This is a genomic window from Mycobacterium sp. E796 (assembly GCF_001672815.1).
GTDB lineage: Bacteria > Actinomycetota > Actinomycetes > Mycobacteriales > Mycobacteriaceae > Mycobacterium.
The window spans coordinates 1-24,560 of the sequence record NZ_LZKK01000355.1 but is presented as its reverse complement, the minus strand read 5'-3'; the positions used below and the strand labels follow the sequence as shown (position 1 = coordinate 24,560).

The window sequence follows — 24,560 nt, the reverse complement described above, 5'->3', positions numbered from 1 at the left end:
GATCGCTCCAGACGGGCCGCTGGTCATCATCCACAATTCCGGGCACAAGGCCTTCTTCAATTCGCGTGCCGCCCAACAGGCCGCCACTGCCGCCGGTGCCTCCCTGGCCGCCGGAGGTTTCGCCGGCGGAGACCAGCAGACCCGCACCGCCCGCACCGCCGGCGCCGCCGTGCGCGAACAGCCCGCCGCTTCCGCCGGTGCCTCCCGCTCCGGCCGTTCCGCCTCCGTTCAGGTCGCCGGAGATCGAGCCGCCGGTACCCCCGGCCCCGCCGGCGGCGAACAACCCGCCGGCACCGCCCGCGCCACCGTTCCCGCCGAGGCCACGTCCGAAGCCGCCGGCGCCTCCCGCTCCGCCGGGCGCGAACAGGCCGCCCGCCCCGCCCGGTCCGCCGGCACCTGGTGTGGAAGTAGGCCCATCCGTGGCCCCGCCGGCCCCGCCGGCCCCGCCTGCGGCGAACAGCCCGCCGGCGCCCCCGGCTCCTCCGTTGCCGCCGCTGAGCGGCGCGCCGAGGCCGCCCATTCCCCCGGCGCCGCCGACGCCACCGAACAATCCGCCCGGCCCGCCGTTGCCGCCGTGGCCGGCGGGCGTGATCGCGCTTGAGGGCGCACCCACCCCTCCGGCGCCGCCTGCGCCACCGAACAATCCGCCCGCGCCCCCGTTGCCGCCGTTGTGGGCGTTCGCACCGGCTCCGCCCGCCCCGCCATTGCCGATCAACCACCCACCATCGCCACCGTTGGCCCCCGAGCCCGGTGCGCCGTTGGCGCCGTTGCCGATCAACGGCCGCCCGGTGAGCAGCTGGCTGGGGGTGTTGATGACGGCGAGGATGTCTTGCTCGAGGATCTGCAGCGGGCTGGTGTTGGCCGCCTCGGCGAGGGCGTATTGCGCGCCGCCGGCATTCAGCAGCTGAGTGAACTGCTGATGAAACGACGCCGCCTGGGCGCCGAGCGCCTGATAGGCCTGCCCGTATTCGGCGAACAGCGACGACACGGCCGCCGAGACCTCGTCAGCTCCGGCGGCGAGGATGCCCGTCGTCGGCGCGGCGGCGGCCGCATGCGCGGCGTTCAGCGTGTCGCCAAGTGTTTCCAAATCCCCGGCCGCCGAGGTAAACATTTCCGGAATCGCCACTAGCAAAGACATCGTTACCTCCGACCTTCGGGACTAGTCCGTGACTGAGGCTAGGGACGATCGGGACCGAGCGAATCAGGGAATTCCCTATAGTTTTCGGCGGCCCACGTGTCGGCTAATCGAATCCGGAGAACCCAAAAGTGTCGCTTGGCGCCCGGCCGCTGAGCTTCTGAACGATCCACTGGTTCATCGAGACCCTCTCCTCGCTGGCTTCCAGGGCGAGGCGAGCGTGCAGCTGCGGCGATGTCCTGACGACGAAGGTGCCGCTGTAGTTGCGTTCGCAAAGGGGCGTGGGCGGGGTTTCTCCGCATGTCCGCATGGCGTCCACGTGCTCGCGGGTGGCCTGCTCGACGGCGGCGACGGCCTGTTCGGCGGTCGGCGCTTCGCGCCTCAGGTACGGCAATTCGATGCACACGCCGACGTACTGGTTGTAGTCGGGCGACCATTGCACGCGGTAGGCATATTCCCAAAGAGAGCGCGGCTCCCGAGACCAAATGGCAGGCGCCTACCCCCGCGCCATCGCCTCCAGCCGGCGGATGCGGTCCTCGATCGGCGGGTGCGTCGAGAACATCGAACCGATCCGCTCGCCGGCGCGGAACGGGTTGGCGATCATCAGGTGCGCCTGGCTGGCCAGCTGCGGCTCCGGCGGCAGCGGTGCCACCTGAACCCCGCCCGAGATCTTGCGCAACGCCGATGCCAGCGCCAGCGGGTCACCCGTCAGCACGGCGCCCGACTCGTCGGCCTGGTACTCCCGCGACCGGGACACGGCCAGCCGGACCACGGTCGCGGCGATCGGGCCAAGCAACGAAACCAGCAGCAGCGCAAAGGGATTGCCGCCCTCCCGGTTTCCGCCGCCGAAGAACATCGCCATGTAGGACAGGGCGGTGATCACCGATGCCATCGCTCCGGCAATGCAGGAGATCAGGATGTCGCGGTTGTAGACGTGCGAAAGCTCGTGGCCAAGCACGGCGCGCAGCTCGCGCTCGTTGAGGATCCCCAAAATGCCCGTCGTGCAGCACACCGCCGCATTGCGCGGGTTGCGTCCGGTGGCGAACGCGTTGGGCGCGTTGGTGTCGCTGATGTACAGCCGCGGCATCGGCTGGTGCGCGGCCGTGGCCAGCTCGCGCACGATCCGGTACATCACCGGCGCCTGCAGCTCGGAAACCGGCTGCGCGTGCATGGCCCGCAGTGCCAGCTTGTCGCTGTTGAAGTACGTGTAGGCGTTCATGCCGATGGCGAACAGCACCGCCAGCCACATCGCCGTTCGGCCGAACAGCGAGCCGACAAACACGATCAACGCGGACATGCCGACCAACAGGGCGAAGGTCTTCAGCCAGTTGGCATGCGGATGCCAGGTCATCGGTGTCCTCCTAAGGCATTACCTATCGCCCATTGAACGCCCAAAGAGGCGGCCGGGGTTCCATGGCCCGCTAACCGTGCCGGCTGACCGTGTAGTCGACCAGCGTCTGAAGGGCGCGCCGTCCCGGAAGATCGGGCAATAGGTCCAGCTCCTCGCGCGCCTGCGCCGCGTACTGCACCAGAAAGTCCTTGGCCTTGGCCATCCCGGGTGACGCCCGCAACAGTGCCAGAGCCTCGGCCACCGCCGCGTCGTCCTCGACGGGCCCGGACAGCAGCTCGCGCAGCCGCGGCGCCTCGGGTCCCGTCTCCCGCAGCGCATAGAGCATCGGCAGGGTGTGTACCCCTTCGCGGATATCGGTCCCGGGCAGCTTGCCCGACTCGTCGGAGTCGCTGTCGATGTCGATGATGTCGTCGGAGATCTGAAACGCGGTGCCGACGATGCCACCCAGGCGGCTCAGCCGCTCGACCTGGTCGGCGTCCGCGCCGGAGAACATCGCGCCGAACTGCCCGGCCGCGGCTATCAGGCACGCCGTCTTCTCGTACACCACCTTCAGGTAGTGCTCGACCGGATCCGCCCCCTCCGCCGCCCCGCGACCCTCGCGCATCTGGCCGGTGACCAGCTGGGCGAAAGTTTCGGCGATGAGCCGCACCGCCTCCGGACCCAGCAGGGACACCAGCCGTGACGCCGTCGCGAATAGATAGTCACCGGCCAGGATGGCGACGTTGTTGCCCCAGCGCACGTTGGCGGTGGGCGTACCGCGACGGACCTCGGCCTCGTCCATCACGTCGTCGTGGTAGAGCGTCGCCAGGTGCACCAGTTCGATGACCGCGCCGGCGATCGTCACCTCGGGGGTGTCCGGAGCGGGTCCGAGCTGCGCCGACAACACGGTGAACAACGGCCGGAACCGCTTGCCGCCGGCCTTGAACAGGTAGGTCAACGAGTCGGTCATCACCGCGTCCGCGCTGCGCAGCTCGGTGTCCATGAGCTGCTCGATCCGCCCGACACCGTCCCGCACGGTCGCGGCGAAGGCGGCATCCCCGAAGTCGATGCCCGCCACCACCGTCACCGGAGTACTCACGCGACCAACATACTGGTGAGCGTGAATGTCGGAGCCGACCTGGTGGTCGTGGGCGCCGGACCTGCCGGTTCGGCCGCGGCCGCCTGGGCCGCCCGCGCAGGCACCGACGTGCTGGTCATCGATTCCGCCAGCTTCCCCCGCGACAAGGCCTGCGGCGACGGCCTGACCCCGCGCGCCGTCGCCGAGCTCGAACGCCTGGGGCTGGGCGACTGGCTCGACACCCGCATCCGGCACCGGGGCTTGAGGATGAGCGGATTCGGCGGCGAGCTGGAGGTCGACTGGCCGGGCCCGTCGTTCCCGTCGACCGGCAGCGCGGTGGCCCGCCTCGAGCTGGACGACCGGATCCGCAAGTGCGCCGAGGATTCCGGGGCGCGGATGCTGCTGGGGGTCAAAGCCGTTGCCGCGCATCATGACTCGTCGAGGCGGGTGGTATCGCTGAAGCTGGCCGACGGCACGGAGGTGGGGTGCCGACGGTTGATCGTCGCCGACGGGGCCCGCTCGTCGCTGGGCCGCAAGCTGGGCCGCCGCTGGCACCAGGAGACGGTCTACGGCGTCGCCGCGCGCGGGTACCTGACCACCCCCCGCGCCGACGACCCGTGGTTGACGTCGCACCTGGAGCTGCGCTCTCCAGATGGCGCCGTGCTGCCTGGCTACGGCTGGATCTTCCCCCTGGGCAATGGCGAGGTGAACATCGGCGTCGGGGCGTTGTCGACCTCGAAGCGGCCGGCCGACCTGGCGCTGCGCCCGCTGATCTCGTACTACACAGACCTGCGCCGCGACGAATGGGGCTTTTCCGGCGAGCCGCGGGCGGTGTCGTCGGCGCTGCTGCCGATGGGCGGCGCGGTCTCCGGCGTGGCCGGGCCCAACTGGATGCTGATCGGCGACGCCGCGGCCTGCGTCAACCCGCTGAACGGCGAGGGCATCGACTACGGCCTGGAGACGGGACGGCTGGCCGCCGAGCTGCTGGACTGCCCCGACCTGTCGCGGGTGTGGCCGTCGCTGCTGCAGGACCACTACGCCCGCGGCTTTTCGGTGGCCCGCCGGCTGGCGCTGCTGCTGACCTTCCAGCGGTTCCTGCCCACCACCGGGCCGATCGCGATGCGCTCGACGAGGCTGATGACCATCGCCGTGCGGGTGATGGCCAACCTGGTCACCGACGACGACGCCGACTGGGTGGCGCGGGCCTGGCGCGGCGGCGGGCGGCTGTCGCGGCTGATGGATCGCCGAACGCCGTTCAGCTGAGCCGCCTTCCCGCGAGCAGTCGCAAAAGCCCCTATTTTCTAGCGGAATTGGGGACTTTTGCGTCTGCTCGCCGTATCAATGGCATTGACATATATCAGCCAGCTTGATATATCTGGAGGCATGACTCAACCAACCGATTTCGAATTCGAAAGCGCCTACCGCGGCGAATCACCGTTCGGTGCGGGCGTGCGTCCGCCGTGGAGCATCGGCGCCCCGCAACCCGAGCTGGCCGCCCTGATCGAGCAGGGCAGTTTCCACGGCGACGTGTTGGACGTGGGCTGCGGGGAGGCCGCGATCTCACTGGCGCTGGCCGAGCGGGGATACACCACGGTGGGGCTCGACCTCTCGCCCACCGCAATCGACCTGGCGCGGCGCGAGGCCGAGAAGCGGGGCCTGACCAACGTCACCTTCCAGGTGGCCGACATCAGTGACTTCACCGGTTTTGACGGCCGGTTCGGCACGATCGTCGACTCGACGCTGTTCCACTCGATTCCGGTCGAGTTACGCGAGGGGTACCAGCAGTCGATCCGGCGGGCGGCCGCACCGGGCGCCTCCTACTTCGCCCTGGTCTTCGACAAGGCCGCGATCCCCGAGGGCCCCATCAACGCCGTCACCGCCGACGAGCTGCGCGACGTGGTGTCCAGGTACTGGGTCGTCGACGAGATCAGGCCGGCGCGCATCTACGCCCACCTGCCCGATGACGCGGTCATGAACCTGCCGTTCGTCGACGTGCGCAACGAGCCCGACGGCCGCAAGTCGGTGGGCGCCTGGCTGCTCTCCGCGCACCTGGGCTCCTAGCACAAACCGGGTGTATAGTCCGGCTAATGAAGGCTTCGAGGCTGGCTTCTCTCATCGCCATGGCGGGCGCCGCTGTCGCACTGGCGGCGCCCGCGCAGGCCGATGACTACGACTACGTGTTCAAGAGCACGGTCAACAGGTTCGGCGTGTACGGTCCGCAGGACCAGCTCGCCTGGTTGGCGAAGATCAGCTGTGAACGGATTGGGCGGGGCGTGGACGGCGACCCGTACAAGTCAGCCACCTTCGTCCAGCGCAACCTGCCGCTCGGCACCACCCAGGGCCAGGCGTTCCAGTTCCTGGGCGCCGCGATCGACCACTACTGCCCCGACCAGGTCGGCTTCATCCAGCGGGCCGGCCGCTAGACTCGATCAGGCTTATATCCGGCGTGCAACGCCACGATGCCGCCGGTCAGGTTGCGCCAGCGCACCGCCGACCACCCGGCCGCTGAGATCCGGTGCGCCAGCGTCGGCTGGTCGGGCCAGGCCCTGATCGACTCCGCGAGGTACACGTAGGCGTCGGGGTTGGACGACACCGCCCGCGCCACCCTCGGCAGCGCCCGCATCAGGTACTCCTTGTAGACGGTGGCGAACAGCGCGTTGGTGGGCGTGGAGAATTCGCACACCACCAGCCGGCCGCCGGGCCGGGTGACGCGGAACATCTCGCGCAGCGCCGCCTGCTGGTCGGCCACGTTGCGCAACCCGAAGCTGATGGTGACCGCGTCGAACACCGCGTCGCCGAACGGCAGCTTGGTGGCGTCACCGGCGACCTTCGGCACCTGGCGACCGGCGCCCGCCGCGAGCATCCCGACCGAGAAATCGGCGGCGACGCACCACGCCCCGGATTTCCTCAGCTCCACGGTCGACACCGCGGTGCCCGCGGCCAGGTCCAGCACGCGCTGGCCCGGGCCAAGCCGCAGCGCCGAGCGAGTGGCCCGGCGCCAGTACCGGTCCTGCCCCAGCGACAGCACGGTGTTGGTCACGTCGTAGCGGCGGGCGACCCCGTCGAACATCGATGCGACGTCCCGGGGGTTCTTGTCCAACGCCGCGCGGCTCACCGCCCCGAGGCTACCGGGTCAATATTGTCGGTACCTTCGCTGGACGTGTTCCTGGCGGACCCGGATCTGCTCTCGGCGCTCCTCGGCAGTGACGGCGCGGGTGGTCGCCGGGAGGTGTTGACGGACATCGGCCAGCGGCACCTTGGTGACCGACGCCTTCGGCAATTGGGGCGGCGGCGTGGAGTACGTCCACCGCAGGGCCAGAAACCCGCCGCGGTGCCCGGCGGTGTCGAGCCAGTTCGGCACACCTGGGTCGCCGTGGGCGACCACGTAGCGGAATGTCCCGTCGGAGTCCGGCTCGGCCTGAAACCCGTTCAGGCTGCTGATGTGGTTGGCGTAATCGAGTGACTCGCCCCAGAGGTTCGACAGGTGGAAGCCCATGTAGGCCGGCGCCACCGGGACGACGACCTCAATGAGCAGAGCCTCGTCGGGCTCCAGGTCGAACACGCCGCCGGAGTAGACGTTGGTGCTCTGCCCGCCGCCCATGGCGAGGTTGGCGAGCGCCGGTTCGTTGAGGGCGTTGCGGGGCATGAGGGTGAACCCGTCACCGTTCTTGTCGCCGTGCGCCTCCAACACGACGTCGTAAAACTCGTTCCAGAACCTCATCTGGTTTTCCACGATCGAGCCGACGCGACGGAGGTGATCGGCCGCGGCGGCAGGGTCGAGCGGCGCCGGGCTTTCGCCCTCCTTGCCCACCTGAGCGATGTGCAGCTCCGGCGACTCCTCGCGTTCCCAGTCGTGAAAGAGCATGCGCGCGATCAGGAATCGCGCCGTTTGGGTGTCGTCGTCCGTGGCGGTGCCGATGAAGTTGCCGGTGTGGCCGGCCGGCCGCCGGGGAGCCAGCAGGATCTCGAAGTGGCCGTCGTCGTCGACGGCGAGGTCGGCGAGGTCCAGCGATCCGGTGACGGCGCGCCCACCCGGGACGAGCTCGGCGAGGCTGCCGGTGTCTCCGGCGTACACGGTGTGCGCCTCAAAGATGATGTACTGCGGCGCCTTTCGGCCTTCCCCGACGGGGAGCCGGCCGCGCACCCGGTAGTCCCTGGCGCCGTCGATCGCGGCCGAGAGGTACAGGGCGTCGGCGTTGTCGATGGTGGCCTTGTCGAGCGGTTGGATGGCGCGCCGGAAATACGGGAAGTCGGGATCCTCGAAGAACGCCCGCTCGATGGCGCTGAACACGAAGCCGAGCAGGTAGCGGTGCCCCTCCGCCAGGCCCTGTCCGGTCGGCGGTGGCGCGTGCAACTCCTCGGAGTCGACGGCGTCGCGGGCGCGGTTGAGGGCGTCGATCATGTCCGCCCAGGCCGCGCGGAGTTCGACCCGGGTTGATTCAGTGGACATTCGCGTCCTCTCCTTCGGAGTCCCACTGGTATTCGTCGAACAGGGCCGCCAGGCGCGTGTGGATCTCGCGGGGGTCGAGCCCGAACTCCTCGAGGCTGTAGCGGTGGGCCGATTCGTGCCCACCGCCCGCCGACCGGAATGTTTCGGCGGCCTCCGGCCCCAGCTCGAGCTCCAGCTCCCGGTAGATGCGGCGCATGGTGTCCTCGGGTTGCGCGATCAGCTCGCGATAGTCGACGACGACCGACCGAACCTCGGGATGCCTGGCCAGAACGTCGAGCGGGCGTTGGTAGGTGTCGAACGATTGATCGGCCAAGACGCGCAGCGACTTTGCGATCAAGCGTTCGTCGCGCCCGCGCAGGCCCCATTCGGTCTTCAGCATCTTTAGCAGGCTCGGGATCGTCTCCTCGGGATTACGCATGGGCACAATGAATCTCGCGTCGGGAAACGTCTCGATCAGGGATTCGACGCGCCCGCAGAAAGTGGGGTTCTTGCTCAAGTGCGTGCCGCCGCCGTTGAGCGCGATCTGTCGCCGGACGCATTCGGAGTAGAAGTCCATCACCCGTCGCCGCTTGCGTTCGGGCCATTGGTCGACGCGGTAGAAGTCGAGCTCGCCCATGAACGGGAATATCACGATCCAGAAACCCGAACACAGCGACCAGGTGAGAAAGAAGTCGTCCTCCTCGGGGACGAAGAACCCGGTCTTGTGCATGTCGTCGGTCGCCGCGAACCGGCGCTCCTCGATCGCGTCGAGGCGGTGGCGCAGACGCCTTCCGAACACCGCGGCGTCGACCCGAAACAGCAAGCGCAGCAACCGCTTCTCCAATAGCGACGGGAAGAACAGCTCGTACATGAGGGCGTAGCTGAACTGGGGGTCTGCGGCCATCAGCCGATGCAGGTACGTCGTGCCGCTGCGGGCGTGCCCGATGCAGAACGTCGGCCCCATCACCCGCGTGCGGCGCAGTGATGGGAAGAGGATCGGGTCGAGGGCGAAGCACACCGCGTGGATGGCCGCGACGAGCGGAACGCCGAGGAGGAATCCGAAGTAGCGCGACCAGCGCTTCGATCCGGGTGGGTCGCGCCGCAACAGTCGCAGCATCGTCCGATAATTGGGCCAGTCGAAGTAGAAGCGCGTGCCCGGCATGAAACCTCCTCAGCGCGAGCTGATTTCGGGAGGCTATCGCCATATATTTGACATTGTCAAGTATATCTTTGATACCGTGGCGGCTGTGACGTACGCGCCCAAGCTGGACTCCGTGGATTCCATCAGCGCCGCGCTGTCACGAGTCGTGCGGCTCAGCGTGAGTCGTTCGGCGTTCGCGCGGCAGGCGTCGGCGGCGGACACCGAGCTGTCCCAGCCGTCCTACATGCTGCTTCGCGTGTTGATCGACGAGGGGCCCTTGCCAATCGGGCGCCTGGCGACCATGGCGCACATGGACGTGGGGATGGCCACTCGCCGGGTGCGGGCGCTCGCCGACGCGGGGCTCGTGACGCGACGCGCTGATCCGGGCGACGGGCGCGTTTCGGTGATCGCGACCACGCCGGACGGCGAACGCGCCGCGGGATCGCTGCACGAGGTGCGACGGGAGCACCTGGCGCGGGCGCTTTCGGGCTGGTCGGCGGCCGAGCTCCAGCAGTTCGACCGGCTGTTGACGAAGTTCCTCGAGGACACGACGAAGACACCGATCGAGGCGTAGCGGCTCCGGCGGGAATTGCACGACGGCGTACGCGTTGTAGGGCTGCGTGAGCGAAAAAGTTTGGTTTATCACCGGTACATCACGAGGCTTCGGACGAGACTGGGCGATCGCCGCGTTGGAGCGCGGCGACAAGGTCGCCGCGACGGCACGCAACATTGCGACACTGGACGACCTGGTCGCCAAGTACGGCGACGCACTGCTGCCGATCCAGTTGGACGTCACGGATCGCGACGGGGACTTCGCGGCGGTCAAGCGTGCGCACGATCACTTCGGGCGCCTGGACATCGTGGTGAACAACGCCGGCTACGGCCACTTCGGCTTCATCGAGGAGCTGTCCGAACAAGAGGCGCGCGACCAGATCGAGACCAACGTGTTCGGCGCGTTGTGGGTCACCCAGGCCGCGTTGCCGTACCTGCGCGAGCAGCGCAGCGGGCACATCATCCAGGTCTCCTCGATCGGAGGCATCGTCGCGTTCCCGTTGGTCGGCATCTACCACGCGTCGAAGTGGGCGCTGGAGGGCTTCTCGCAGGCGCTGGCCCTGGAGGTCGCGCCGTTCGGCATCCACGTCACGCTCGTCGAGCCGGGCGGCTTCGACACCGACTGGGCGGGGGCGTCGGCCAAGCACTCCGAGCCCCTGTCCGCATACGACGAGGTTCGCGCCGCCGTCCAGGCCGAGCGCAGCAAGCGGTGGGCCAGCCCGGGCGACCCGTCGGCCTCGGCGGCCGCGCTGCTAAAGGTGGTGGACGCCGACGAGCCGCCACTGCGGGTGTTCTTCGGCGCCGGCCCGCTGCAAACGGCGAAGGCAGACTACGAGAGCCGGCTACGCAACTGGGAGCAGTGGCAGCCCGTCGCGGAGCTGGCGCAGGGCTAGCTCACTGCCCCTGCGCGTAGCGCTTCGCGAACATCCGCCGACGGGCGAAGGGCGACAACACCGCCTCGTAGTGGCCGAGCAGCTCGTCGCAGATGACCGGCCAGCTCCGCCCGAGCACGCTGCGCCGCGCCGCCGGCGCGTAGCGGTGACGTTCGGCGATCAGGTGCTCCACCGCAGCGGGCAGGCGCGCCTCGAACTCGTTGACTTCCAACAGCAGACCGGTGCGGTACGGGGCGACGAGGTCGCGCGGTCCCCCGGCGTCGGGGGCGATCACCGGCAGCCCCGATGCCAGCGCTTCCTGCACGACTTGGCAGAACGTCTCGTGCTCACCGGGATGTACGAAGACGTCCATGCTGGCGTACGCGGCGGCGAGTTCCTCGCCGTACAGCGCACCGGTGAAAACCGCTGTGGGCATGGCGGATTGCAGTTTCGCTTGGTCGACGCCGTCGCCGACGATGACGACCTGAACGGAGTCGTTGGCGTTCAGCGCGACCAGCCGCTCGACGTGCTTCTCCGGGGCGAGCCGGCCCACGAACCCGACGATCGGCTTGCCGGCCGGCGACCACCGCCGCCGCAGCGCCTCGTCGCGGCCCGACGGCGCGAACCGCAGCACGTCCACCCCGCGTGCCCACCGGTGCACCCGCGGGAACCGATGGGCGACAAGCGAATCCATCGTCACGCTGGAGGGCGCCAGCGTACGGTCGGCCAGGCTGTGCAGGTGGCGGAACCAGGCCCACGCCGCGCGCGTCGTCATCGGAATGCCGTAGCTTGCCGCGAAACCCGGGACGTCCGTCTGGTACACCGCGACCGTCGGCACGCCCAGCCAGCGGGCCGCCTTCACCCCGCCGTACCCGAGCAGCGCCGGCGAAGCCAGGTGCACCACGTCGGGATCGAATCCCCGTAGCACGCTCACCATTCGGGGCATCGGAACCCCGAGCGGCAACGTGGTCACCTTGGGGAACATGCGCGACGGCACCCGATGGACCCGGATGCCGTCGTGAATGCGGTCCGCCCGTGGGTAACCCGGCGGGTTGTCGGGGGCGATGACGAGAGCTTCGTGCCCGGTACGGCGCAGGTGCTCCAGGACACGCAGCACTGAGTTACTGACGCCATTGACATTGGGGAGGAAGGACTCGGCGACGATTGCAACGCGCACGACACCACGATCTCAGCGTCGCCTGTCGATTAGGTTGCCTGCGGGAATACGTCGTGCGAAATTTGCTGGTCGGCCGCTGCGGCGCGGCGGTCCAGCCACCTGTCCAGCAGCGCAAGCCCGCCCAGGGCGGCCGCGGCCACCAGCCACGCCACCACCGCAATGGATCCCGCCGGAATGATCGCCAGCCCGGCGTTGCGGTGCTGCACCCTAACCAGATTCGGATCGTTCTTGTTGTATTCGACGTAGATCCGCATGCCCGTGGCCAATTCGGATGGATACAGCACGCCGAGCTCGGGCCGATAGGTGACGCGGTCGGGTGTGACGAATTCGATGGTGGAGCGGCGCGGTCCCGCGCTGAGCACCTCCGCCTGCGCCACCCCCATGTGATGTTGGATCGCAAGGTCGTCGCGCCACGCCCCGGCCACCAGGAGCAGCGACTGCAACGTCACCAGGGCGGCGACGATCAACACCGCGATCCGCAACCAGCGCAACGCAATCCTGGCCCGCGTCTTCGGGGGCGAGTCGCTGCGTCCATGAATGAGTATGTGCAGCAACGCTTTTGGTCTGATCACAGGGCGGCCTTGATGGCCGCGTGCAGTTGCCGCAGCGACGAGCGGTCCGCCTTGACCTCCAGGACCCGCATGCCCGCCGCCGGGTCGTCGAGGGCCGCGGCAAGCTCGTCGACCTCGATCTGGCGGCTCTCGACGTGATAGGCGCGGCACAGCGCGCCGACGTCGACGTCGTGCGGGGTGCCGAAGATCCGCGAGGACACGTCGGAGAACCTCGGGTCGCCCTGCTCGAGCAGTTCGAAGATGCCGCCGCCGTTGTCGTTGGACACCACGATCGTCAGCCGCTGCGGCGTCGGCTCGGTGGGGCCGATCAACAGGCCGGAGCTGTCGTGCACAAAGGTCAGGTCGCCGATCAGCGCCACGGTGCGTCCGTCATGCGCCAGAGCCGCCCCGATGGCGGTGGACACGGTGCCGTCGATGCCGGCGACTCCGCGGTTGGACCGTACCTTGATGCCGTGGGTGTTCAGGCCCACCAGCGCCGCGTCGCGGACCGGGTTGGACGCACCGAGCACCAGCTGGTCACCCGGGCGCAGCGCGTCGGCCACGGCCGCAGCGACGTGCAGCCCGGTGGTCAGCGGGTGCGCCTCGAGCTGGTCGCGGACCGCCCGGTAGGCGTGCCGGTTCATCTCCGCGCAGCGGTGCAGCCACGCCGGGTGCGGCGCGCCGGTGGTGACCGCCCGCGTGCCCGTGGCCTGCGAGTTTCCCGAGACGTCGGGCCAGCGCGGCCCGGTGGTCAGTGCGTAGACCGGCACCTGCGGGTCGGCCAGCAGCGCGGACACCGGCCGGTGCAGCGTCGGGCGCCCCAGCATGATCACCTGCTTCGGGCGCAGCAGCGGCAGCGTCAGCGGGTGCAGCGGGTTGGGCACCGGGCGGCCGGAAAATGAGGTCGGCTCGGCGACGGTCGGCAGCTGCTCGAGGTTGGGGTGCATGCCCGCGCCGTGTCCCGCGATGACGATCGTGTCGGGCGACAGGTCGATCTCCAGCGGTTGGTCGAACGTGACGGGCGGCGTGTAGGTCCAGGGCCTGCCGCCGGGCCGGCCCTGCGGGACCACGGCGCCGTGCGGTTCGGGACCGGGCACCAGCGGTTCGCGCAGCGGGATGTCGAACTGCACCGGGCCGGCGTTCGCGGTGCGAGATCCGGTGGCGGCGGCCAACACTCGGCAGGTGGCCGATCGCCAGGTGGCGTTGAGCGAATCCATCCGCTCGGGGGCGTCCTCGGCCAGGCCCAGGCTGATGGTGGCGCGGACCTGGGTGCCGAAGTAGCCCAGCTGCTCCATGGTCTGGTTGGCGCCGGTGCCCAGCAGCTCGTAGGGCCGGTTGGCCGACAGCACGATCAGCGGCACCCGGGCGTAGTTGGCCTCGACCACGGCGGGACCCAGGTTGGCCACGGCGGTACCCGACGTCATCGCCACGCACACCGGCGCGCCGGCGGCGATCGCCAGCCCGATGGCCAGGTAACCGGCGGTGCGCTCGTCGATGCGGACGTGCAGCCGCAGGCGGCCGGCGCGGTCGGCGTCCTGCAGCGCGAATGCCAGCGGCGCGTTGCGCGACCCGGGGCACAGCACCACGTCGCGGACGCCGCCGCGGATCAGCTCGTCAACGACGACGCGGGCCTGGGTCGTCGAGGGGTTCACTCCTACAGCGTGTCACAAGCGGCCGGCACGGCCGCCTAGCAGTGCCTTTAGACCCGCACGCTGGCGAAGAACTGCAGCGCCGCGGTGTTGACGGCCTGCGGCCGCTCCAAAAACCCGAGATGCCCGGCGTCGGGGATCTGTAGGTAGCGGCCGTTGGGCATGGCATCGGCGACCTCGCGCCCCAGGTAGGCCGGCGTCACGATGTCGTCGGCGAAGCCCATCACCAGCACCGGCGCCGCGATGCTGCGGTAGGCGGCCAGCCGGTTGGTCTGCGGGGAGACGTACATCTGGGTGCGCAGCCCCGGGGTCTGCTTGACGGGCCAGGTGCAAAACATCGCGATCCAGTCGTCGACGGCGGCGTCGTCGTTGAGCGTCTTGCGTGAAAAGCTTTCCAGCAGACGGTTTCTCGCGTCGAGCAGGGGCGGCACCGTGACTCCGGAGGCGTGCAGCTCGACCTCGGCCTCGTGGAAGAACTGGCGCGCGCGGTCCAGGCGGCCGCGGGTGGCCATCAGCACCGCCGAGCTCACCAGCTCGGGCCGCGCCACCATGAGTTCCTGCGCGATGAACGCGCCCATGGACACCCCGACGACGCGCGCCGGGGCGGCGCCAAGCGATTCGATCAGCGCGGCGGTGTCGGCGACCATGGTCTGCGTCGTGAATCCTTCGGCATTTTCCGTGTCGCCGATGCCGCGATTGTCGAAGGTGATGCAGCGGTACCCGGCGGCCAGAAACGCCGGGACCTGATGCGGGTGCCAGGTGCGCCCGGCGCCCCCGCGGCCGGCGATGAAGACGACGGGCTCACCGGAGCCGCGATCGTCGTAAGCCAGATTGATCATCCGGACGACGGTACAAGGAGCGGATGGCAGGCCCTGACCCGGTCGATCCACCAGCGCCGACGGTCGGGTGGCGCGGCCAGCGCCCGCAGCCGCGCCAGGTCGGGCGTCACCGGCCCCACCGGCAGGTAGCCGCCGACGGGCGCGGCGACGTCTGCCACGTCTTCGACGAAGAGCCCGCCGGTGCCCAGCCCGCAGGCATGGCCGAGTTGCGGCAGGGCGGCAGCGGCGGCGAGGCCGTGGCTGATGCCGACCGCCGAATCTAGTGCGCTGGAGACCACGACGGGGATGTGGATCTGGTCGGCGATGGCCAGCAGGGCAGAAATCCCGCCCAGCGGGGCGACTTTCAGCACCGCGATGTCGGCGGCGCCGGCGCGGACCACGGCCAGCGGGTCGTCGGCCTTGCGGATGCTCTCGTCGGCCGCGATCGGCACGTCGACCTGAGCGCGCAGGGCGGCGAGTTCGCCGACCGTCGCGCAGGGCTGCTCGAGGTACTCCAGCGGGCCGTCGGCCGTCAGGGCGGCCGCGGCCTCGGCGGCTTCCTCGACGCTCCAGCCGCCGTTGGCGTCCACCCGCACGGTGGCAACCAGCTCGCGCGCCGCGTTGACGCGCGCCACGTCGTCGGCCAGGGTCTGCCCGGGCTCGGCGACCTTCACCTTCGCCGTGCGCGCCCCCGGAAACCGGGCCAGCACCTCGCTGACCTGGGCGGCGGGGACGGCCGGCACGGTCGCGTTGATCGGGATGCGGTCGCGGCGCACCGGCGGCGGCGGCCGGTACGCGCCCTCGATCGACGCCGCCAGCCAGTGCGCGGCCTCCGGCGGCTCGTATTCGACGAAGGCGCCGAACTCGCCCCACCCGGCGGGGCCCTCGATCACCGCGAGTTCGCGGGTGGTGATGCCGCGGAAGCGCACCCGCATCGGCAGCGCCACCACGTGCAGGCGGTCCAAGAGGTCCTCGAGGGCGGGTATCACTGGCCGTAGACCTGGCGGCCCGCCAGATACGTCGCGCGCACCTCGAGGTCGGCGATCTCTTCGGGCGGCACCGTTCGGGGGTCGGCCGACAGCACCACCAGGTCGGCGTACTTGCCGACCTCCAGCGAACCGATCACGTCGTCGGCGAACAGCTGCCAGGCGGCGTCGATGGTCTGCGCGCGGATCGCCTGTTCGACGGTCAACCGCTCCTCGGGCGCCAGGACCCGGCCGCTGGGCGCCGTGCGGGTGACCGCGACGCTGATGTTGCGCAGCGGCTCCTCGGGCGTGACCGGTGGATCGTTGTGCAAGGAGATCCGCATGCCGGTGGCCACCGCGGAACCCGCCGGCATCCAACGGGATCCGCGCTCGGGGCCGAACAGGCCGTCGACGATGACGTCGCCCCAGTAGTGGATCTGGTCGACGAAGATGCTGCAGGTGACGCCGAGGTCGGCCGCGCGCCGGAGTTGCTCGGGCCGGATCGCGCCGACGTGTTCGAGGCGCAGCCGGTGGTCGTCGCGCGGATGGCGCTTGAGTGCCTCCTCGTAGACGTCCAGGATGGTGTCGACGCCGGCGTCGCCCTGCACGTGGCAGGCCATCTGCCAGCCCGACGGGTAGTAGGCGCCGACGATCTCCCTGAGCTGTTCGGCGGTGTAGTTGGCGCAGCCGCAGGAGCCCGGCGGCACCCCGATGGCGCGGGTGGCGTCGGTGTCCAGGTACGGGAACGAGAGGGCGATGTTGCCGATCCACGGCGAGCCGTCGACCCAGATCTTGATGCCGACCTGGCGCAGCATGTCGTCGCCCTGGCCCGGGGTGGCGGTAGTGGACATCTGCGGATTGGACACCTCGTAGGTGCGCAGCCGCACCGTCAGTTGGCCGCGCAGCTGCTCGATGAGGGGCCCAAAGTTCGGGTCGAACGCCATCTCCGAACAGGTGGTGAGCCCGGCCCGGTTGAGCCGGGCGCATTCGGCGAGCAGCATCGCCGGGTAGCTGTCGGCCTGGATGGCCCCGCCCAGCAGGGGAAACACCGCGGCGATTTCCTCGGCGGTGCCGTCGAGTTCCCCGTCGGCGGCGCGGCCGTATTTGGCGCCCTTCGGGTCCGGGGTGTCGCGAGTCAAACCATTGAGTTGGGCGGCACGCGAATTGAAGAAGGCCTTGTGCCCGGAATTGTGGATGATGACCAGCGGCCCGTCTGGAGCGATCTCGTCGAGCCAGGCCAGCGTGGGCTGCGGGAGTCCGGGCTGCAGCAGGGCGTCCCAACCGTTCAGGTAGGCGCCGGCCGGTCCCCGTGCGGCGGCCTCCCCGCGGATCGCGGCGACGACGTCGTCGGCCCTGGGGACGGTGACCGGCCGGATGTCGACGATCCGGTCCGACAACGCCACGCCCTCTAACAGCGGATGGCCGTGCGCCTCAACGAATCCCGGCATGACACAGCCGTCGCCGACGTCGACGGTCCGGGTGTCGGGGCCGACGAGGCGGGCGACATCGGAGCGGGTGCCGACGGCGACGATCCGGCCGTCGGCCACGGCGAGCGCCTCGGCCGTGTGTTGCGCGTCGTCGACGGTAAGTACGGTCCCGGTGACGACGAGCTCTGCCTGCCTCATGTGCACGGATGCTAGTGCGTGGAGGGTCCAGCTGACCCGAATTGCAACACGTTCTAGTCTTGCCCCATGAGTGACGACCTGTTGCGCAACCCGACCCACAACGGCCACCTTCTGGTGGGGGCGCTCAAGCGCCACAAGAACCGGCCGGTGCTGTTCCTCGGTGACACCACGCTGACGGGTGGTCAGCTGGCCGAGCGGATCAGCCAATACACGCAGGCGTTCGAGGCGCTGGGCGCCGGCACCGGCGTGACCGTCGGGCTGCTATCGCTCAACCGCCCCGAGGTGCTGATGATCCTCGGCGCCAGCCAGACCCAGGGCTATCGGCGCACCGCCCTGCACCCACTCGGCTCGCTCGACGATCACGCGTACGTGCTCACCGACGCCGGGGTCAGCTCGCTGATCATCGACCCCAACCCGATGTTCACCGAGCGCGCGCTGGGCCTGCTGGAGAAGGTGCCGTCGCTCAACCAGATCCTGACCATCGGCCCGGTCCCCGAGGCGCTGCGGGGCGTGGCCGTCGATCTGTCGGCCGAGGCGGCGAAGTACGAGCCCAAGCCGCTGGTGGTCGCCGACCTGCCGCCGGACAACATCGGCGGCCTGACCTACACGGGCGGGACCACCGGCAAGCCCAAGGGCGTGATCGGGACCACCGGCAACATCGCCGCCATGACCGCCATCCAGCTCGCCGAGTGGGAGTGGCCCGAGCACCCCCGGTTCCTGATGTGCACGCCGCTGTCGCACGCCGGCGCGGCGTTCTTCACGCCCACGGTGGTCAAGGGTGGCGAGATGGTGGTACTGAGCAAGTTCGACCCGGCCGAAGTGCTGAGAGTCATTGAAGAGCAACGGATTACGGCGACCATGCTGGTGCCGTCGATGCTCTACGCGCTGATGGATCACCCCGATTCGCACACCCGCGACCTGTCGTCGCTGGAGACCGTCTACTACGGCGCCTCGGCGATCAACCCGGTGCGCCTGGCCGAGGCGATCCGGCGATTCGGCCCGATCTTCGCTCAGTACTACGGGCAGTCCGAGGCCCCGATGGTGATCACCTACCTGGCCAAGGCCGACCACGACGAGCAGCGGCTGACCTCCTGCGGACGCCCGACGCTGTTCGCCCGGGTGGCGTTGCTGGGCACCGACGGCGAGCCCGTGCCGCAGGGCGAACCGGGCGAGATCTGCGTCAGCGGACCGCTGCTGGCCGGCGGCTACTGGAATCTGCCGGAGGCGACGGCCGAGACGTTCAAGGACGGCTGGCTGCACACCGGCGACATGGCCCGCGAGGACGAGGACGGCTTCTACTTCATCGTCGACCGGGTCAAGGACATGATCGTCACCGGCGGCTTCAACGTGTTCCCCCGCGAGGTCGAGGACGTGATCGCCGAGCATCCGGCCGTCGCGCAGGTGTGCGTGGTCGGCACGCCCGACGAGAAGTGGGGCGAGGCCGTCACCGCGGTGGTGGTGCTGCGCGCCGACGCGTCCCGCGACGACGCCGCGGTCGAGACCATGACCATCGAGATCCAGACCGCGGTCAAGGAGCGCAAGGGCTCGGTGCAGTCGCCCAAGCGGGTGGTGGTCGTCGAAGCGCTGCCGCTGACCGGGCTTGGCAAGCCCGACAAGAAGGCCGTGCGGGCGCAGTTCTGGGAGGGCGCCGGCCGCGCGGTGGGCTGAGGCTTCAGCGCGAGGCCCGGCCGGTTGCCGCTGCGTCTTCCACACGGGGGGCGAACCCGAATATCTGAGCGAGCGTTAGCCAATCCGCGCCCGAGACGACATAAACAGGACGTTCATTCCGCGTGGACACATTGCCGCGCCACGAAAATCGAAATCCCGACCCCGAAGCCTCCAGACATCCGATGGTCAGTGGCCGCACACCCGGAACGCGCACGACCACCGCATCTGCGCCGGGGGCACGTCGGGATGTCATTCGGTAACCACCCACCCATTCAGATCGCTGGGGCCGATCAGTCGCGCACGCCGATCTCGTCGCAAATCGGCGGGATGATGATCAAATTGCCGCGTGGGGTGCAGAAGGGATGCGGGGGCGGCGGAGGCGGCGAAGGCGGAGGCGTAAACACCGGCGCCGGAATGTCCGCCGACACAAAGCTGTTCACCGGATTTCCGTGCGTGTCAACCATCCGCACATTGCCCTGCCCGAAAGGAACCTCGTACCAGGTGTGACATACACCCATGTCCCATTGGATCCCCCGGAACGGCAATCCTTGTCCGGGACACCAGTTATGCGGCTGCGGAGAAAATGTGTCGGCATGCGCTGCGGCTGTTGGCAGTCCCAATAAGGTGACAGCCACACCAACCAACAGCAGCGCTGCGGCGACCGTCCTCTCTATCGCGCGATGGTGCGGCATGGCCTCGGGAAATGATGCGACCCGCGTGGGGAACGCGAGCGCGTCGAAGCGAATTATCCTGTCAGACAATGCAAGTCATTCCACCGCGGGCGCGGTATCGCCCAGCCGGCTGGGGATCACGGCGTTCCCGAACACATGAACGGAAACCCGCACGGTGGCCGCTGCGTCGCCTCTGGCGGCGGTGGATCAGTTCCCTCCCAGACACTGGCGTCAACGTTTCCGTGCCCCCAGACGACGCCCCACCACGTGTGGCACTGACTCCTGTCCCAGTTGACGCCAAGCCCGTTTGACCCGGGCGGGCATCCGTGACCGGTAGCTCCGCGAAGCCCCATTCCATCTCCGGGGCAACATATGTACGGCCCGGATTCGCCCGGCGGTACCGGGCGGTCCTGTGGCGAAAGGCCCTGCATCGGCGGCAACAGACCGAGATGGGCTTGAGCGGTACCCGCGGCCAGGCCTAAGCCCGCCACGGCGACGCCGCCTGACAGCAGTGTCCGCGCGACGAACATCTTGACGGTGTGCTGGGTGTTCATGTTGTGACTTCACCTTCGGTCGATGCGCTGCCGGCTCTCGCGTCGCTGCTGCCCCGCCCAGGTGCGCATGCGTAAAAGTGTGCGCCGCCGGGTGGGCACGGTTGATGGGCAATTTGGCCCATTTTTTGCGCGCGGCGCCAGTGCGCGAAATGTCGTGTCAGGGCGTCGATGCGGATCGGCGTTGCAGTGCGTGGGCGGCGGCTTGGATGCGGTTGTCGACGCCAAGTTTGGCCAGGATCGCCGCGACATGGTGGGCAACGGTTCGGCGGCTGATGGTCAGTTCGGTGGCGATGTCGGCGTTGCTGTGACCCGCGGCGATCAGCGTCAGTATTTCTCTTTCGCGCCGGGTCAGCCCATCGGGGTCGGCGAGGATGTCGGCGCGGCGGGTGCGGCGGGTGCGACCGCGCAACTCGGTGAGCCGTTGTTGGGCGCGCCGTGCCGCGGCCCTGGCACCGAGGCTGTCAAAGGTCGCCAGCGCCGATTGCACGGCGGCGATATCGCCGCCGAGTTGGGCGATGGCCGCCTCGTAGGGGCAGCCGCGGCGCAGCCATTCCTCGGCGGCGGCCTGCCAGTCGCCGCGGATCTCCAAGTCGAACGGTGTGCGAGGGTCGCCGCCGCCGGCCGCGGATCGGCCGCCGGCCAGATACAGCCAGCGGTGCAGCGCTCCGACCAGCCAGGGGTCAGATCGGGCAGCCGTGGCGGCCAGCCCTGCCTGGGCTTCGCTCCGGCAGGTGTCGTCGTCGCCGGCCAGCCAGGCCGCCTCGGCACGCGCCGCCCACACCGAGAAGAACCGGAGGTGGTCCGTCTCGGCTCCGGCCAGGGCGTCGTCAAGCAGCGTGACGGCGGAGTTCCGACCGCGCCGCGCATGGCTCAGCGCGAGGATGCGCTGCGGCAGAATCCGGTTCACTGCGGCCAGGCCCGGCCGGGTGAGGAGATCTTCGGCAGCCGTGCAGGCGAGGTCCCAGTCGCCGCGATGCAGCCGCACCACCGCATCGACCCCGACGACCAAGGCCTCGAAGGTGAACACGTTACGGTCGCGGCAGTAGGCGAGCGATTCGGCGATGTAGCGATCGGCGCGATCGATGTCGTAGTGCGACGTCGCGAGCCAACAGACGACAGTCGACAGCAGTCCGGCATGTTCGCCGCGAGTTTCGGTGGCCATCGCGTCACGCCACGCCGCTTCCAGCTGCTCCCAACCGGTGTCGGTGGCGAGGATCTGGGCCGTCGCACCGGCGGCGCGGGCCCGGATAACCAAGGCGTTATCACCGATGCGCGTTCCTAAGGCGATGGCTCGCGCGGCGTAGTCAACGACGGCCGGGTCGAAACCCCAGCTGCCGAACTCGGCCAAGTTGGCCAGCGCCCAGCCCAGCTGCGGACTCGGTCCGGCGTCTTGCACCAGCTCTAACGCGGCTCGTGCAGCATCGAAGGCCTCGCTGACCCGGCCCATGCCCCATAACTCATGGGACAGCCAGCGCAGATTCTCGCTTTGGCCGAACGGATCACCCAGCTCGAGACGCCAGCGGATCGCCTCGCGCCACGATGCCGACGCTGCCTCGGCGTGCCCGCACAGATAGCAGGTCAACGCGTGCTGCTCAATCCAGCGCACCTTCTGCTCGACGGGTACGCCGTCGGCGTGGCGCAGCGTGAGCTCGTATAGCTCGGCGGCTTCCCGGTTCGCGCCAAGTACCGACGCCCGTTCGGCGGCCGCGGGCCCATAACGGATGACGGCGTCAGTATCGCTGGCCTGCTCGGCGTGAAACGCCAACGCCGCCAAGGTATCCGGATCGATTGACGGTTCGGCCAGCACCGCCAGCGCCTGTTTATGCAACACTCGGCGCTGGTAGATGGCGATCTGGTCGGCGGTGGCGCGGCGGGCCAGTTCGTGGCGGAAGTCGATGACGTCGTGCCCTTCGACCAGCACCCCGGCGTCGAGGCATTCGGCCAGCCCGACGGCGGCCGCTGGGCAGACCTTTTCCACCAGCGCGACAGCGGCGCGTGGGCCGCAGACCGCTACCGCAGCGGCGGTCTCGCGCGCGGACGGCGACAGGCGGGCCAGCCGACCGCGCACCGCTTCGGCGATGCTGCGCGGCAAGCCCTGCCGGGTCAGCGCCGCCGGGCCGGCGGCCAACACCTCGGTCACGAAAAACGGGTTACCCCCGGTCAATTCGTGCAACTGCTCGGCGTTGACCCCGCTGCCGGTGGCCAACTGCGCCACCGCATGGCGGCTCAGCGGCTCGAGCCCGATGCGGCGCACCGCCGCGCAGGTGGCCACGTCCCCCAGGGCGACCGACAGCGGGTGCTGTCGGTCAAGTTCATCGTCGCGGTAGGACACCACCAGCAGCAGCGGCAGCGACTCGGTGCGCCGGGCCAGGAAGCGCAGCAGATCCAAGGTGGCACCGTCGGCCCAATGGGCGTCTTCGATAACCCACACCCAGGTGTGCCCGTCGCGCAGGACCGCCAGCAGCCGCCGGTAGAGCACACCGGTATCACCAGATTGAATCGCCGCGTCCAGCGCGCCGGCCGCGGCGGGTCCCACCCCGGCCAACGCGTCGATCAGCGGCCCCAACGGGCGTGGCGCGACCAGCGGATCACACCAGCCCCGCAGCACCCGCATCGAGGAATCCAGCCCGGCCGCAAAGTGATCCAGCACCGCGGTCTTTCCGACCCCGGCCTCCCCCCGCACCAAAACCAGCCGCCCCGCACCGCCGCCGGCAACCTGCCGCGCCACATTGCCGAGCTCGGCGAGCACCGCCGAGCGCTCCAGCAACCCCTCCACCGACGCCGCCTCGTTCTGACAAGACCCCACCGTCTGTGCCGGGTGCCAGAAAAATGGGCCCAATTGCCCATCAACCGCGCCTGCCCGCCGGCGCACACTAAACACACGCGCCCCCGGGCCGCCGCGGCCAAAGCAACCGCACATCCGGACATGATGCGGCTCTCACTGTAGCCGCGGCATCGCCCGGACGCGTCCCATTGCCAACCGACGACCCCGCCGCCGACCAGAGGCCGGCACATCAGAAAAGAACTGCCCGACCGGCCAAATATCTACGGGTCGCGGCCGCACTCCCATCACTGCTAGTAGTTCGAAGGATCCTTACGTGTCATTCGTTTTCGCAGCGCCCGAGTATGTAGGGGCGGCAGCAACGGAGCTGGCCAGCATCGGTTCGAGCATCAGCTCCGCCAACGCCGCGGCCGCGGGCCCAACCACACGCCTGCTCGCCGCCGCCGAAGATGAAGTGTCGGCGGCGGTGGCGTCGCTGTTTGCCGGGCAAGCACAGGCCTTTCAGCAGCTCAGCGTTCAGGCCGCGGCGTTTCATGCCCAGTTCGTGCAGGCTCTCAGCGGGGCCGGGGGTGCCTATGCGGCGACCGAGGCGGCCAACGCCTCGCCGCTGGAGACCGCGTGGCAAGAGGTGCGCGGGGTGATCAACACACCCACCGAGCTGTTGTTGGGCACCCCATTGATCGGAAAGGGCGTCAACGGCGCGCCGGGCACCGGGGCGCCCGGCGGGCCGGGCGGGTTGCTGTTCGGTCCCGGCGGTGACGGCGGATCCGGCGCGCCCGGGCAGCCCGGCGGTCGGGGCGGCAACGCCTGGCTCTTCGGCAACGGTGGCCGGGGCGGCGCCGGTGGGACCGGCGTCACCGGCCCCACGGGTTCGGCGGCCGGCCAAGTTAACGGCGGCACCGGCGGCAACGGCGGTGCCGGCGGGGCGGGCGGCAACGGCGGGCTAATCATGGGCAGCGGCGGCGCCGGCGGCGCCGGCGGGCTCGGCGGCCTGGGCGGTGCCGGCGGCGCCGGTATCTCCGGTGTGCTCGCCGGAAGCGGCACGAACGGCGGTCAAGGAGGCAACGGCGGCACGGGTGGAATCGGGGGCCAATCGGAGGGACTGTCGGGCTTCTTCGGCGGCCATGCAGGCGCCAACGGCGATGGCGGCGCCGGCGGTGACGGCGGCCAAGGCGGCCAAGGGGGTTCACCCCTTCTTGGCGGGTCCGGCGGCAACGGCGGCAACGGCGGCAACGCCGGCCTGGGTGGCAGCGCGGGCGGCACCGGCGCGGTCGCCGGCGTCGACGGCAATGGTGGCAACGGCGGCCACGGCGGCAACGGCGGTCTCTTCGCTGCCAGCGGCGACGTGGGTGGCAACGGCGGCGCCGGCGGCGCCGGCGGCAACAGCGTCGGAGGTAACGGCGGCAACGGCGGGGACGGCGGCAACGGAGGCGGTGGTGTGATCACCAACATCACGAAAGGCACCCTGGCGGGGGGCGGGGGGGGGGGCGGCGGTGCCGGCGGCGTAAGCAACACCGGCAACTGCGGTGACGGCGACAACGGCGCTGACGGCGGTCAGGTCGA

General features: G+C 69.7%; 21 protein-coding genes and 2 pseudogenes. 8 read left to right on the top strand and 15 right to left on the bottom strand.

The window, feature by feature from the left end:
* Window positions 1-73: pseudogene (locus tag A5706_RS35390) on the top strand (hypothetical protein); the annotation flags it as partial.
* Here A5706_RS35390 and A5706_RS29575 read toward each other — a convergent pair.
* From A5706_RS29575 to grcC1, 4 genes and pseudogenes are all read right to left on the bottom strand, one after another.
* Window positions 71-1,138: pseudogene (locus A5706_RS29575) on the bottom strand (PE family protein); the annotation flags it as partial. The pseudogenes A5706_RS35390 and A5706_RS29575 sit on opposite strands and share 3 nt — an antisense overlap.
* A gap of 103 nt (window positions 1,139-1,241) precedes the next feature.
* The gene (locus A5706_RS29570; protein WP_231985464.1) at window positions 1,242-1,577 is read right to left on the bottom strand and encodes a type II toxin-antitoxin system HicB family antitoxin; all 336 of its coding nucleotides are present in this window, start codon (window positions 1,575-1,577) and stop codon (window positions 1,242-1,244) included.
* A gap of 54 nt (window positions 1,578-1,631) precedes the next feature.
* A complete protein-coding gene (gene htpX / locus A5706_RS29565) occupies window positions 1,632-2,486 on the bottom strand; it encodes a zinc metalloprotease HtpX (RefSeq protein WP_068139400.1) in 855 nt (284 codons plus the stop codon).
* 70 nt (window positions 2,487-2,556) lie between these two features.
* Entirely contained in the window at window positions 2,557-3,564 is a 1,008-nt protein-coding gene (gene grcC1, locus A5706_RS29560; protein WP_068139397.1) for a nonaprenyl/(2E,6E)-farnesyl/geranylgeranyl diphosphat synthase, read from the bottom strand.
* Window positions 3,565-3,579: 15 nt separating this feature from the next.
* Here grcC1 and menJ point away from each other — a divergent pair, with 15 nt between their 5' ends.
* From menJ to A5706_RS29545, 3 genes are all read left to right on the top strand, one after another.
* Window positions 3,580-4,806 carry a menaquinone reductase gene (gene menJ / locus A5706_RS29555; protein WP_156767404.1) on the top strand — a complete coding sequence of 409 codons (1,227 nt, stop codon included), beginning with the start codon at window positions 3,580-3,582 and terminating at the stop codon, window positions 4,804-4,806.
* 120 nt (window positions 4,807-4,926) lie between these two features.
* Window positions 4,927-5,604 carry a class I SAM-dependent methyltransferase gene (locus tag A5706_RS29550; protein WP_068139395.1) on the top strand — a complete coding sequence of 226 codons (678 nt, stop codon included), beginning with the start codon at window positions 4,927-4,929 and terminating at the stop codon, window positions 5,602-5,604.
* Between the two features lie 26 nt (window positions 5,605-5,630).
* Window positions 5,631-5,966: a DUF732 domain-containing protein gene (locus tag A5706_RS29545; protein ID WP_068139392.1), complete on the top strand. Its 336-nt coding sequence runs from the start codon at window positions 5,631-5,633 to the stop codon at window positions 5,964-5,966.
* Here A5706_RS29545 and A5706_RS29540 read toward each other — a convergent pair.
* The 3 genes from A5706_RS29540 to A5706_RS29530 are packed head-to-tail and all read right to left on the bottom strand — an operon-like array spanning window position 5,963 to window position 9,134.
* Window positions 5,963-6,658, bottom strand: a complete 696-nt coding sequence (locus tag A5706_RS29540) for a demethylmenaquinone methyltransferase (protein ID WP_068139389.1) — start codon at window positions 6,656-6,658, stop codon at window positions 5,963-5,965. The genes A5706_RS29545 and A5706_RS29540 overlap by 4 nt on opposite strands.
* Before the next feature lie 18 nt (window positions 6,659-6,676).
* Window positions 6,677-7,993: a DUF1214 domain-containing protein gene (locus A5706_RS29535; RefSeq protein ID WP_068139387.1), complete on the bottom strand. Its 1,317-nt coding sequence runs from the start codon at window positions 7,991-7,993 to the stop codon at window positions 6,677-6,679.
* Window positions 7,983-9,134 (bottom strand): sulfotransferase, encoded by a 1,152-nt coding sequence (locus A5706_RS29530; RefSeq protein ID WP_068139383.1) that lies wholly within the window; start codon window positions 9,132-9,134, stop codon window positions 7,983-7,985. The genes A5706_RS29535 and A5706_RS29530 overlap by 11 nt, the downstream gene beginning before the upstream one ends.
* 76 nt (window positions 9,135-9,210) lie before the next feature.
* On the opposite strand from A5706_RS29530, the gene A5706_RS29525 reads away from it, so the two are divergent.
* Both A5706_RS29525 and A5706_RS29520 read left to right on the top strand, forming a co-directional pair.
* A complete protein-coding gene (locus A5706_RS29525; protein WP_231985463.1) occupies window positions 9,211-9,687 on the top strand; it encodes a MarR family winged helix-turn-helix transcriptional regulator in 477 nt (158 codons plus the stop codon).
* A gap of 46 nt (window positions 9,688-9,733) precedes the next feature.
* A complete protein-coding gene (locus A5706_RS29520) occupies window positions 9,734-10,558 on the top strand; it encodes an SDR family oxidoreductase (RefSeq protein ID WP_068139381.1) in 825 nt (274 codons plus the stop codon).
* A gap of 1 nt (window position 10,559) precedes the next feature.
* Here A5706_RS29520 and A5706_RS29515 read toward each other — a convergent pair whose 3' ends face one another.
* The 6 genes from A5706_RS29515 to A5706_RS29490 are packed head-to-tail and all read right to left on the bottom strand — an operon-like array spanning window position 10,560 to window position 17,322.
* Window positions 10,560-11,714, bottom strand: coding sequence for a glycosyltransferase family 1 protein (locus tag A5706_RS29515; RefSeq protein WP_068139377.1), 1,155 nt, complete (start codon window positions 11,712-11,714; stop codon window positions 10,560-10,562).
* A 29-nt stretch (window positions 11,715-11,743) separates the two neighbouring features.
* On the bottom strand, window positions 11,744-12,286 hold the full coding sequence (locus tag A5706_RS29510) for a DUF3592 domain-containing protein (protein ID WP_082964727.1): 543 nt from the start codon (window positions 12,284-12,286) through the stop codon (window positions 11,744-11,746).
* Window positions 12,283-13,917 (bottom strand): 2-succinyl-5-enolpyruvyl-6-hydroxy-3-cyclohexene-1-carboxylic-acid synthase, encoded by a 1,635-nt coding sequence (menD, locus tag A5706_RS29505; protein ID WP_068139373.1) that lies wholly within the window; start codon window positions 13,915-13,917, stop codon window positions 12,283-12,285. The genes A5706_RS29510 and menD overlap by 4 nt, the downstream gene beginning before the upstream one ends.
* Before the next feature lie 47 nt (window positions 13,918-13,964).
* Window positions 13,965-14,753, bottom strand: a complete 789-nt coding sequence (locus A5706_RS29500) for an alpha/beta fold hydrolase (protein WP_067154991.1) — start codon at window positions 14,751-14,753, stop codon at window positions 13,965-13,967.
* Window positions 14,750-15,721, bottom strand: a complete 972-nt coding sequence (locus tag A5706_RS29495) for an o-succinylbenzoate synthase (RefSeq protein WP_068139370.1) — start codon at window positions 15,719-15,721, stop codon at window positions 14,750-14,752. Before A5706_RS29495 ends, A5706_RS29500 begins: the two co-directional genes overlap by 4 nt.
* Entirely contained in the window at window positions 15,718-17,322 is a 1,605-nt protein-coding gene (locus A5706_RS29490; RefSeq protein ID WP_068139368.1) for an amidohydrolase, read from the bottom strand. The genes A5706_RS29495 and A5706_RS29490 overlap by 4 nt, the downstream gene beginning before the upstream one ends.
* 66 nt (window positions 17,323-17,388) lie before the next feature.
* Here A5706_RS29490 and fadD8 point away from each other — a divergent pair, with 66 nt between their 5' ends.
* Entirely contained in the window at window positions 17,389-18,990 is a 1,602-nt protein-coding gene (gene fadD8, locus A5706_RS29485; RefSeq protein WP_068139365.1) for a fatty-acid--CoA ligase FadD8, read from the top strand.
* Between the two features lie 290 nt (window positions 18,991-19,280).
* On the opposite strand, the gene A5706_RS32705 is transcribed toward fadD8, so the two are convergent.
* Both A5706_RS32705 and A5706_RS29475 read right to left on the bottom strand, forming a co-directional pair.
* Window positions 19,281-19,751: a hypothetical protein gene (locus A5706_RS32705; RefSeq protein ID WP_231985462.1), complete on the bottom strand. Its 471-nt coding sequence runs from the start codon at window positions 19,749-19,751 to the stop codon at window positions 19,281-19,283.
* A 621-nt stretch (window positions 19,752-20,372) separates the two neighbouring features.
* On the bottom strand, window positions 20,373-22,991 hold the full coding sequence (locus tag A5706_RS29475) for an AAA family ATPase (RefSeq protein ID WP_082964724.1): 2,619 nt from the start codon (window positions 22,989-22,991) through the stop codon (window positions 20,373-20,375).
* A gap of 322 nt (window positions 22,992-23,313) precedes the next feature.
* Here A5706_RS29475 and A5706_RS29470 point away from each other — a divergent pair.
* Window positions 23,314-24,560 (top strand): PE family protein (locus A5706_RS29470; RefSeq protein WP_156767403.1); only part of this gene is annotated, 1,247 nt, incomplete at its 3' end.

Coding starts and splice junctions, on each gene's coding strand:
- A5706_RS29530 (WP_068139383.1), bottom strand. CDS start 9,134: ATGCCGGGCACGCGCTTCTACTTCGACTGGCCCAATTATCGGACGATG.
- A5706_RS29535 (WP_068139387.1), bottom strand. CDS start 7,993: ATGTCCACTGAATCAACCCGGGTCGAACTCCGCGCGGCCTGGGCGGAC.
- A5706_RS29550 (WP_068139395.1), top strand. CDS start 4,927: ATGACTCAACCAACCGATTTCGAATTCGAAAGCGCCTACCGCGGCGAA.
- fadD8 (WP_068139365.1), top strand. CDS start 17,389: ATGAGTGACGACCTGTTGCGCAACCCGACCCACAACGGCCACCTTCTG.
- A5706_RS29500 (WP_067154991.1), bottom strand. CDS start 14,753: ATGATCAATCTGGCTTACGACGATCGCGGCTCCGGTGAGCCCGTCGTC.
- A5706_RS29490 (WP_068139368.1), bottom strand. CDS start 17,322: ATGAGGCAGGCAGAGCTCGTCGTCACCGGGACCGTACTTACCGTCGAC.
- A5706_RS29545 (WP_068139392.1), top strand. CDS start 5,631: ATGAAGGCTTCGAGGCTGGCTTCTCTCATCGCCATGGCGGGCGCCGCT.
- htpX (WP_068139400.1), bottom strand. CDS start 2,486: ATGACCTGGCATCCGCATGCCAACTGGCTGAAGACCTTCGCCCTGTTG.